General features: G+C 32.6%; 9 protein-coding genes. 1 reads left to right on the top strand and 8 read right to left on the bottom strand.

The genetic code is table 11. The features are described 5' to 3' along the window. Window positions 1-6: 6 nt before the first annotated feature. From AC4BD1_RS12550 to AC4BD1_RS12525, 6 genes are all read right to left on the bottom strand, one after another. Window positions 7-504, bottom strand: a complete 498-nt coding sequence (locus AC4BD1_RS12550) for a hypothetical protein (RefSeq protein WP_490486086.1) — start codon at window positions 502-504, stop codon at window positions 7-9. Continuing rightward, window positions 501-3,896 (bottom strand): type VII secretion protein EsaA, encoded by a 3,396-nt coding sequence (gene esaA / locus AC4BD1_RS12545; RefSeq protein WP_490486085.1) that lies wholly within the window; start codon window positions 3,894-3,896, stop codon window positions 501-503. The genes AC4BD1_RS12550 and esaA overlap by 4 nt, the downstream gene beginning before the upstream one ends. Window positions 3,897-3,963: 67 nt before the next feature. Further along, on the bottom strand, window positions 3,964-4,257 hold the full coding sequence (locus AC4BD1_RS12540) for a WXG100 family type VII secretion target (protein WP_016627689.1): 294 nt from the start codon (window positions 4,255-4,257) through the stop codon (window positions 3,964-3,966). A 116-nt stretch (window positions 4,258-4,373) separates the two neighbouring features. Beyond that, on the bottom strand, window positions 4,374-4,766 hold the full coding sequence (locus tag AC4BD1_RS12535; protein WP_490486084.1) for a hypothetical protein: 393 nt from the start codon (window positions 4,764-4,766) through the stop codon (window positions 4,374-4,376). Window positions 4,767-4,768: 2 nt separating this feature from the next. Beyond that, on the bottom strand, window positions 4,769-5,875 hold the full coding sequence (locus AC4BD1_RS12530) for a replication initiation factor domain-containing protein (RefSeq protein ID WP_490486083.1): 1,107 nt from the start codon (window positions 5,873-5,875) through the stop codon (window positions 4,769-4,771). Between the two features lie 235 nt (window positions 5,876-6,110). Continuing rightward, window positions 6,111-6,434, bottom strand: coding sequence for a hypothetical protein (locus AC4BD1_RS12525; RefSeq protein ID WP_490486082.1), 324 nt, complete (start codon window positions 6,432-6,434; stop codon window positions 6,111-6,113). A gap of 292 nt (window positions 6,435-6,726) precedes the next feature. Between AC4BD1_RS12525 and AC4BD1_RS12520 the strand changes: the two genes are divergently transcribed. Continuing rightward, the gene (locus tag AC4BD1_RS12520) at window positions 6,727-7,890 is read left to right on the top strand and encodes a site-specific integrase (RefSeq protein ID WP_490486081.1); all 1,164 of its coding nucleotides are present in this window, start codon (window positions 6,727-6,729) and stop codon (window positions 7,888-7,890) included. Between the two features lie 786 nt (window positions 7,891-8,676). On the opposite strand, the gene AC4BD1_RS12515 is transcribed toward AC4BD1_RS12520, so the two are convergent. Both AC4BD1_RS12515 and AC4BD1_RS12510 read right to left on the bottom strand, forming a co-directional pair. Further along, entirely contained in the window at window positions 8,677-8,895 is a 219-nt protein-coding gene (locus AC4BD1_RS12515) for a polysaccharide deacetylase family protein (RefSeq protein ID WP_490486080.1), read from the bottom strand. An 84-nt stretch (window positions 8,896-8,979) separates the two neighbouring features. Then, a complete protein-coding gene (locus AC4BD1_RS12510; protein ID WP_490486079.1) occupies window positions 8,980-10,455 on the bottom strand; it encodes a glucosaminidase domain-containing protein in 1,476 nt (491 codons plus the stop codon). Window positions 10,456-11,672 lie beyond the last annotated feature (1,217 nt).

Genomic DNA, 11,672 nt, shown 5'->3' with positions numbered 1-11,672 from the left:
CTCTCCTTATTTTCCTGTTTGTATTCGATGGTATGAAAAGCGGCTACCTAAAAAAATACCAAACAATAAAATCACTACGCCTCCTAAAAAAATCCCTCCATATGACCAAAATTTAGTAGGTAACTCTTTCTGAGTATTAGCAGATTCAACTATTTCTGGAGTAGTTACCGTCTGCATATTTTTAAATAGGTAAGGATTGATTTTTTGCTCAATGTCGTTTTCTTCTGTATTTTCGTCATTTATAAATACATCTTTTTTTGCTACAGTAACAATTTGTTCTTTCTTACTAGTTGTCGCCTTTTCCAACTTTATCTTTTCAGGTAAAAACAAGTCAGGTATAACAAAAGTCGTTTCTGAACTTCTACCCTGTGTATTATCTTGATAAATAACTTGATTGTTCACTTTTAAAGCTCCTGCTGTTTCCGCCTCTGTCATTTTAATTGGAAACAATAAATAGATAAAACTAACACTTAGAACAAATATTATTTTTACTATTTTTCTCATTTTTGTTCCTCCGGTCGCACCACCAAATTCAGTACCACACCTAAAATGAGCATAACGATTAAAACCAAATAACTAATCCAACCAATTTGTACGTCATTTACTAAGGCAGTGAATCCATTTTGAATATTTTGAAGTGGTGATAACCGATAAAGCCAATTGCTCAAGGAACCTGGTTTAGTTTCGATTCCCAATAAAGGAGTTATCATGAAGAATAAACCTAAGATAGCACCATAAATATATAACGTAAGCTTTTTGAATTGACGCAGACAAGCTAACACTAATAATGCACCACTGGCAAATACCAAGAAACTGTAACTAAACCAAGCGAAACTATTGGTCGTTGACACATTATGCATCAATAAAAGTGAAAATACACTTGCAAGTAAAATAACAGCAATCAAAGACAATAGCAGATTAGGGACATTTTGCCAAACTCTCGTTGGTTCAATCAAAGCATCCGCCGCAGTGACAGCTCTCTTCTTCATAAAGCCTTGTAAAGTTAATGCGATAACTAATGTCAAAAGAGCACTGATTAACGTAGCGTAATAAGGGATTAGTGACGGTAGATGTGTTTTACCAAACACCCCTTCTCCCTGAATCGGACTTGAAAGAAAACTAAACACTTTAGGATTATCGGCACCGCCGTCGCGTGTGTTTGCTAGCACTTTTTCAAAGGTCTTCGCGTACTCTTCATTTTCTTTTGTTGTTTTCTTCGATTCATCAATTGAGTTATTTAAGTTCGTCAGGATATTTTGTGCATGATCTTGAACTTTGGTTGTTGAGGTTTTCAATTCTTTGATAGTCGGGGCAACATCTTTGACTTTAGCTGCTGAATCAGCTGTTGTTAAGCTTGTTTCTTTTGTTGTTTGCATTAACGTTTGCATTATTTTAACTAAATTTTCTGTTTCTACGTCTAAAGGGGTGGTTTGATTTTCTTCTGGATGTGGATTTTTTTCATCAATTACAGAAGTAGCTTCCACTTTTCCAGCTACTTGCCAAGTAGCATATGTCGCATTTACTTGTTTCGTTGCTTCATCAAACCATGTATTTAATTTCTCCGCTTCTTGCAATAATTTATCGGGTATCGTCATTAAATTTAAGGTTCCATATAGCGTTGCTGGATTGCCGACTGTATTTTGATCTGTTTCAGTACCAATTAATTGTTTTAATTGATTAATTTGTTCATCTGTTTCTCGATATAATTGATTTCCTGTTTTTTTATATTCTGCTAAAAGGCGTTCTGTAATCATTTTCTGTTGTTCTTCATCCGTGATATTATCGTACAGCCAATAAATAGATTCTTTTCCTGCTAATTCTTCAATTGTTTTTGTTTGATTTTCGGGGACCTGAAGCATTGCTGCATACTCCCGAATTGATAAACTTTGATTAGGAGTACCGTATAATGTCACAATTTGTTGTGCTGTCGTATCCAACTGTTGAAACTGTTTCATTATTTCTGGTATATCATTAACTAAAGGTTGATCCATGGCTACATAACACGCAAAAAATTTATCCTCTTGTAGATTCCCGTTTACAGACCAAGTATAATCAACAGTATTATAACTAGTTTTCTGTTGTTCTTCTGTTAAATACCAATCAAGTGGAAGATTAACTGATAAACTCATTGTTGCAGGTATCTTCATTTCATTATTTTCTGCGGGTTGATCTTTTTTATTATTATTTTTAGATTCTATATCACTTATTTTTGTTGGCTTTGCAATAGTAAAACTATTCCCTGCAGCTGAAATTGAGGTAATTGATGTTTGATAATCATATGGTTTTAATTGATTATTTAAAAATGTCTGTATCTCTTGAACTTTATTATCATCTAATGTAAAAGTTATATTCCCTTGACTCGAATCTTTTCCTTGTACAATAACAATATTATCTTTAGCTGTATCTAAAGATAGTGTTATCATTTGTGAATTAATTTGAATAATCTCAGGTTGTGTTGGTTTCGTATCTAAATAAGAAAAGTACACATCTGTACCTACGGGCTTTTCAAAATCCGTTGCATACTTATTGACAATTGTTAATTCATCATAAAAAACAGCTGCTTGATCTTTACTTAATACATGTTTCTTCACTAATTCATCTGTGAGTTGTTTAAGACTTTCTACTGGAACATTTTCTAAAATATTGTTAATCGTTTCTTTGTAATTTTTATTCAACTTAGGAACACCTTCTTTTCCGTTAGTAATCAATTGAATAATTGCCTGTCTAATTTGAGCATCGGTTACTGTCTCAGGTGTTGCTTCAGAATCGTTATAGTATTTGGTCGAAATCTGTTTTTTAAGCGCAGTTAACTGTTCTACTCTCGTATGTAATTCTGCAATTTCTTCTTGTAGTTCCCTTATTCGATTACTTTGTGTTACTTGAAACAATTTAGATTCTGTTAGAAAATCAGCGTAAACTCCTGAATCTCCTTGTTCACTTTGTCTATAGAACCCCTCAAACTGATTAGTAGTTATAGTATTTAATTGATCAAATTGATGTTTATAATTTGTCTCATCTTCTTGCCATTGTTTCCGTAGTTGTTCTTTTTGTCGTTCAAATTGTTCATTAAATTGCTCAACTGACTTTTTAATTTTTTTATTTGCTTCTTTTGAATAATCATCAACCGATTTTTTCACAGCAGTTGTTGTCTCTTTGCTTGACTCCAAGCTTTTGTTGTTGTCCTCTAATAATGTCTGAACCGATTTTACAAATGCTTCTTGTTCTGTCGTAAACGATTTATTATCTTCGTCTAAAATACTAGCTGTACTTAAAACTGTTGTATAATTCGTTGGAATTTCTTTAAATGGTTGATACACATTTTCTTCTAATTGTTTTTGATACAATACTTGTGTATCAGTAATTTGGTTAACATTTTGTTGTGCTGTGACTAAATTTCCAACAATACTTGAAAAATACATTTGGATCACTCGTTGATTAAAATCTTTTAAAATAGTATTTACTTTATCCTGGATTGCTTGATTCATCAATTCGTTTTGTCCATCTCGTACTTGATACTCAATAGATACTTGTTCAGGGTTAACCGCTTGTAATGATAATAGTTTTTCAGAAAAATCTTGAGGAATAATAATTTGAGCATCAAATTGACCATTTTCAACCCCAGCTGTTGCAATATTTCGAGTGGTAGTTTCCCAGCGATTAATTGTATCTTTATTAATTAATGTGACAAAATCAGAGCCTAATGCATAACGTTTTCCTTCAAAACTTGCGCCTTTATCTTCATTGACTAGAGCGTATTGCATTTTCATTGTCTGGTCATTACTACTTCTAGTAACAGTGTCATCTTTAAACCCTATTTGAATGAAAAAAAGCAATAACAAGAAACTTGCTAGAATTGCCAAGGAAAAAGGGATACTTTTTTTAATTTTTCTGTCCATTATCTTCTCTCCTTTAGAAAAAGCGCTAGTGCAATTTATTGCTCTAGCGCTTCTATCACTCACTAAATTAAAATCCAAACGAACTTGCGTCTTGACGATCACGTTCTGCAACAGTATCCGCATATTTGTTTAATTGTTGATTGATACTTTCTAGCAATTGTTCCATTTGTTTAACATTGCCTTCTAGTTGGTTGTATTGTTCAAGATAGGCTTGAAAAGCTTGTCCTTTCCACTCTTGAGCAATTTGTTGATTCATTGAATTCACTTTGCGGATAGCATCTTGGATTTGAGAAGATGCTTGTGAATAAACTTTTGCTTGAGATTTTAGTTGCTCGGGTGTTACTGCTACTGTACCTGCCATAATTCTTTCCCTCCTAAATTCTTTTGCTCACAAATGAGCAACTTAATTATACCCATAACTATTCAAAATAATAAAATAAAAGAGGCTAAACTTTTAGCCCCTTCCTGTGATAATTCTTATTTTTTTGTTTCTTCTTGTGAGAGAAGGTTCATTTCTTCTGCTTTATAATACATTGGATTCCCTGACATAGAAACCATTAGATTTTTAAAACGACATTTTGCACTATCACGTTTTTGAATCTCTTCATTCGTAATCACTTCACCCAATCCATCAATCGTCACTTGTGTTGATTTTTTTCGAAAGGCTCCATCTAAGATAGTGACGGAATATTTATAACCGACAATTTCAGCCGTACTAAACTTTCTTGGTCTACCTTCTGTATCTAAAATAACAGCTCCTGTACTATCCTTTCGCTCTTCTGTCGCAAATTTTGGCATCACTTCATCTACTTCAAACAATGTGCCAATTGCTGCTAAATCAAAATCTCTTATTGATAACATTTTTGCCATGTTCATTTCCTCATTTCTCTATATTCTTTTATTTTTGGTTGTTTTATTAAATGTTTCAATTCTGGAATTAACTCAATTCGCCCTTTTTCTGTTGCTCGTTTAATCAATTCACTGGTTAATTGTGGAGAAAAGATTCCCTCCAATTCCATACTTGTTTGCATTCGCTTAAATTCTTCTAATTCATACTCATTGAGTAACTTATTCTTTAAACAATAATGATATGCATGATAAACTGGATAAGCTCCCTGATAAAAGTACCATCTAAATTTTTGAGTTAATTCAGAATCTTCTTTGGGAACCGAAATACTTACTGGGAGAGATTTCCCTAAAAATCGTTCCCATTTTCTGAGCGGTTGTATCATTTGAGTATCTGAAAAAAATTTTACTTTTTCTTTTAAATATCCTTTGATTACATCAATCAATGCATAATCGTATGCAAGATAATACAAAACAAATTTCTGTGCCTTTTCTCTTCTAAATGCAATTTCTACACGTATCCATGGAGGCAGGTCTTTTTTTCTTAACCCACTTGCTTTTGCACGTTCGGCTTGTTTGTCATAAATTTTTATCCGATCATCTGCATTAGGAGGTTTTAAATACAAGGTCATTCCTTTTTCTTTGGTTTCTTGACCATATACATCATATGTGGTACTTTTCCCATAGAAAAATTGTTTCTTTTCACATATTTTCAATAATTGTTTAGGAGTAAAATAAGGAATTTCATTAAAATCATCGATAGTGGCATCAACTCTTGTTACCTTCATACGCCATCGTTTATTTGATAACAATTGTTTTAAAAAAACTTTAAGCGTGATTCCTTTTTCTGGTAAATAGATTTCTTGAAGAAATCTCATGCCTGTACCATCAATAATAATCATACAATCGCCATCTTCGCTTTCTTTTTCGTTCTCCGAACGAAAGTATATTCGAATATTTGCGTATTCAATTACTCGGTTGTAGCTATAATATGTCAATTGGCCTTTTCTCTCTACAAAATAATCAAAAGGTATCTCAAGTAACTCTTCCACCACTTCTTGTAACTCTTCTTTATTTAGCACTTGTATTTGCAACCAATCTATCAATGCATGTAGCTTTTTCTGCGTTGTCATTTTCCACCTTTTTCCAGAGAAAAAAACAAGGGATGTTTTTGCCAAAGCTTGAACGTCTAAAACGTTAATTTGACGGTTTCTACACCAGTTTTGTCTCTATTCTAGAGGGTGGTGTTACTATACACCCCTATTTCTCTATTTTTCAGAAAATTTATCGCCATCGCTAAGCTTCAAATTTTGAGCTACCCTGCTTGAGGCAGTCGCTCAAAATTGAAGTGCTTGTCGCCAGCATTTTCTAATGAAAAAACTTTCGTTTTTTCTTCATCACTCCTTCTTGTTGTAGTTCTCTAACTTCTCTTTTTAATCCTTCAATTTCTCTGCTATACGTCTTTGAAACCTTAATTAAAACTTGTACAGCTTCTTTTAAACCATCTAATTCTTCTTCCATATTCATTTTTTTCTCTTGACTGGAAAAGGCTTGTACAATCGCTTTTTCCAGTCCAAGTTCATTTTTTAGGTTTGCAACCTGTTGTAACTTTAAAATATCTTCTTCACTAAAAAGATACATAACCGTTGCACTTTTTCTTCCAATTCTTTTAGTTGAAAACTTAAATTTCATATCTGTACGCTGTTCTATGAGCTTTCGCCAACGTTTTAAGGAACTAAATACTATTCAGTCCTTCAACACGCTTCACGACCTCACCATACTCATAATAATGCATTCTATTTCTCCTTCAACGAAAAGAGGGACTTATTCAGTACATAGAAGAATTAATCAACTTGTGTTATACTTATCCTATCCTAATTTTTAAACTTATTTATTGCTTTAGGCATTCTTTCCCTGCAACGGTTAGAATGCTTTTTTCTTTCAATTCTCCTATACGCCCCACGTAATAGATAACGAGACATTTATGGCAACATTTAAACAATATTCAAAAAAAGATGGTAGTAAGGCATGGTCTTTCCAAGCTTACTTAGGAATTGACCCTGTCACAAAAAAATCAATTAAAATAACTAGAAGAAATTTCAGAACAAAAAAAGAAGCCCAACTTGCATTATCTCGTTTACAAGTAGACTTTGAAAAAAATGATTTGTCTAACCATAAAAATATGACCTTTAATCAATTATACAATTTGTGGTTTGAGCAACATTCAAAAGATATTAAAATAACTACACAACAACGTATTAAAATTCATTTTGAAAACCATATCTTGAAACATTTTGGAGTACTTAAAATCAGTGATATAACACCTTTATACTGCCAAAAAGTACTAAATAGTTGGGCAGAATCTTTAGCGACTTATAAACATCTTCGCACCCATGTAAATATGGTGCTTAAATACGGTGTTTTAATTGATGCTATTGCTGATAATCCTATGGAACGAACCATTACACCTAAGAAAAAACAAACAGCAAAAAAGACGACTGATAATTATTACACTAAAAGTGAACTAAAACATTTTTTTACGTGTCTATTGCGTTTAAAAGAAAGACGAGCTTATACGTTCTTTCGAGTTTTAGCTTTTGTAGGATTAAGAAAAGGTGAAGCATTGGCTTTAACTTGGAAAGATATAGATTTTTCAAATAACACTATTACAATAAATAAAACTTTAGTCGAACTTCAAAACGGAGACTTGCTTGTACAGGATACAAAAACAGAATCTTCTAATCGGATAGTCAAAGTTGATAATCAAACTATGAGTATTCTCAAAGAATGGAAAAACCACATTTTACAGGAAAAACTCCGACTCGGTGAAAGAGAAAAAGATTTCCATAAAAATGTGGTTTTTTGCAACTCTGTTTTATATCGAGATAATGCTTATCTGTATAAATCTTATCCAAATAATGTTTTAAAAAAGGTACACAAGCACTTTCCAGACATGAAAATTATTAAAGTTCATGATTTTAGAAAGACCAATGCATCACTTCTCTTTGAAAGTGGCGCTAGTATCAAGGACGTATCACAACGCCTAGGACATAAGTCAACCAAAGTAACCACAGACATTTACATCATGGTTACTGAAGCAAAACAGAACGAAACAGCTGAACAATTTGCTAACTACATGGCTTTTTAAACTTATGGCATTCAAAATAGCATTCAATGATTAAATACCTATTTTTAATCAGCTTATAAACATTGGTATATTAACATTTTATACTTGCACTTTCGCAATCTTCCCTTGTTCGATATAGACAAGGAAAACAACGATTCAAAGTGATCAGTATAAAAAAGAATTCTATTGGGTAGACGATCAAGGTAACCGCCTCGTGGATGCTAATCAAGTAGAATATAGTTTTAGTAAAGAATAATATTTCTAAAACTCGTAACAAAGGCGCAAGGGGTATGGATCTGTTTATTTAATTGATGTATTTCCTCTTATTTTACATAATCGCTACGATAAGTATCCGTACTATCAAGCCAATTTCACCTTAACTTTGTGAAATTCTAATTTCTAAAAATAACTTGCTTGTTATATTTACGGTATTTTTTAAGCACATTTCATGGATAAGTACCCACTCAAACAACCGAAACTGCCTTAAAATCACTATTTATTAATTGTTTAAACAAATATCTGTCTTTAAACTCATACAATATGGTTAATATTCTGGAACACAATGCAAACCAAAGGCTCCCGACACTTTAAACAATATATTTGATATCAGCAAAGACATTGCGTATCTTGAAATTTTAGCAATGTAGAAACAGATTAACGAAGTTTGTCTTCCAATCTTCAAAATCTACAGATCATTGAATAAATGGTCTATTAACGGCAAGGGTATTTTCACTCGTAATAGAGCCATAGGGTGCTTGTTTACCAGTTGCTTGTTTAATAGCATCATTGGTACTTTGGTTTTCATGATCATAAAGTATGATTTCCAATCTCATGACCTTCTTCTGAGGCTTGTTTAGCGATTTGAGAATATTTTTCTGTATTTTTTCCTAATAGAAAAAATGTAACATGCACATCTTTAAACTTTATAATTTCAAAAAGTTGTGGTGTAGTCGATTGTTTAGGTCCATCATCAAAACTAATTGCTACACTTTTATTAGCTTCATCACTTGAATCATCATTAGCCATTGAATTTGAAAAATATTTTATAATTGTTTGTTTTCATGATACAGATAACAGATTCGTAGTATAAATAAAAAACGGTCTTATTCTTTAGAATAAGACCGTTTCTGGATCAACCAATTGTGATTGACTTAAACTATGATCTAAACATAATTCAAAATGTAAATGGCTACCTGTGCTATTTCCTGTCGAGCCAACATAACCAATGATCTGACCTTGTTTTACTTTGTCACCAACCTTGACTTGATATTCTTGTTGGTGCGCATATAAAGCCGTTGTACCGTCTTCATGCTCAATAGCTACATAATTCCCCCATGATGGGTGAAACTCTGCTTTAACGACCGTTCCTGCTTTACTGGCATAGATTGGCTCGCCTTGTGCTGCTGCCAAATCTAATCCTCTATGAAATTCTCCCCCACGAGTACCAAATGGACTAGAAATCGTATAGTTTTTCACTGGTACAATATAGCCTTCTTTACTTAATTGTGGTCCTGCGACTTCCTTGTCGTAGTCCGTTAAATGGTAGGTCTCGATCAAACCATTTAGTTTTTGATCGTATTTCGTATCAGTTGCATATCTGCCAGTTAAGAATTTGGTTGCTTCTTGATAAGTTTTTGCGTTTGTTTTCCATACACCACTATAAAATTGACTATTACCAGTCAAACCTTCTTTAAGCAACTGTGCATAATCATTTAAGCTATCTTCATAGTTTTCATACTGTCTAAAAGTGGCTTGTGTGTTGTAAAGAGTGCCGTTACCTAAATCCTCTTGTGTAGCAAAAGAAACACTTTTTCCGTTATGCGTACCTTTTATTCCAAATAAATTGTAGTTCGGTGCTTGTGCTAACAGACTTTGGCCGCTAGCTGATTCCAAAATGGCTTGCGCAATTATGACAGAAGCGTATAAATCGTTTTCCTGCCCTACTTTGCGAGCAGATTCGCCGATTTTTCGGACAAAGCTTTCTACGGACTCATCTTTTTCAAAATGAATGTTTCCTTCAGCCGTTTCTTTGCTTGAAGGAACTAATTCTTGAATAGGCGCAGTTGGCGTTTGGTGATACGGTTTTGACTCGCTTTCTGCTGGGATAGCTTGCTGCTCTTCATTTGGTGCTTTTACTTGATTGTTTGAAGGTTCAGTTGTTGACTGAGTCTGTGATTCATTCGTAGAACTACCAGTATTCGGCTTTTCTGGTTTTGATTCACTTGGCTTTGTTTCACTAGGTTTGGTTTCATCTGGTTTAGACTCACTACTGGATTCCGTTGTACTCGTTGAATCTGTTGTACTGTCTTCTGTAGGCTTTTCAGCCGATTCTGTTGTAGATGTCGTATCCTCAGGTGTACTTTGATCTGTACTACTTTCTGTGGAATCAGTCGTTGTGTGCGTAGTAGACGTTCCTGTTTGTTCATCACTACTTGAAGTAGATTCTTCAGACTGATTATTCATCGTGCTAGATTGACTGGTTGGTATTGAAAGCTGTTCATCTGCTAATACCTGTAACGGTGTTGTCAATAGCATTTGAGAAAGAAGAACAGCAGAAGCTATTTTTGAAATATGTTTTTTTTTCACTTTTTTCTTTCCTTCCTTTATTGCATTTAAGTTACTTTTTTTGTAAAAATCTATCTAAGCTTTATCTCTTATTCAAATATGTCAATAGAATAGATAGCTTTTTTTCTGTGAAGTGTCTATTTTACTAGGAGAATTTTTGCTTTCACTTCCCTTATCTTCACCATTGGTATAAATATTGATCTGTTTCACATTTCAAAGACTTGATATTAATAGTAATCATAGAACTCAGATTATATAATAGATTTAGGTATTTCTTTATTTAAATATTATATCCAAAATTTCTTGATTAATTTCAGAAATCTATTTCTAGAAGATTAATCAAGAATGTTTAGGTAAGGTATCTCTAAAATTTTGTTTTAAAATTTCATTTATTTAACCATCTACTTGATTTTGTAATTCCCTAACATAATAGAATAGTTTGAAATTTTTTTACAATTTATTTTCGGGACCAGAATCAAGAACCTTGCAAAACACTAATTTTTATAAATCAAGGTAGATTCAATCTGATTAGCCATATTTACTTCCTACTAGTTGAAATTTTCTAGTCTGACATATAGAACCAATATTTTTTTATTGTTAAGAATGGAGCTGTAAACAATATATTATCATTCTGATGATTTGGAAATAATCAAAATACATACTTAGAATAGTACTTTATTGAGCAAATCAGAATTTTATGCTTTCTTATATATACTGGCATCCACACTATTTTTTAACTATTATCATTTCACATGCAGTATTTTAAGAATTGGAGCTAATACTGCGGTAATGTCATTCCGATAGCTTCTTTATTCATTATTAATGTTATATTAGGAAGAATCGGGACATTGCTTTCTTTTATGAGAAAGCTAAAAATATAAGTTACTCTTCACGTCAGTTTCAATTTTCTCAACGTTCTCGATATACCTTTCGGATGTTCTTATTCGAATACCGCCTAAAATACTTTATTTAAATAATTCTTTAGGAATTTTCAATTGATTTAGCACATCTATGTCCCCTTTTCTCCTTTAACTGCAACTTTCAACATAATATTCTTTGAGCTAAGCTATCTACTTTTTTAATCTTTAAAAAAACATTTTCTAATTCTCTTCTTTTATGTATTACAAAAACATATGTTCTTAATGATAAAGAAGAAGTAGCTAAATACACAAAAGAAGAAGTAATCTATTACTTTACTTCTTCTTTCAATTTATAAGATTAATTAGTATATCACTTTA

The organism is Enterococcus sp. DJ147D b (genome assembly GCF_058216655.1).
This window is presented reverse-complemented; position numbering and strand designations above follow the sequence as displayed.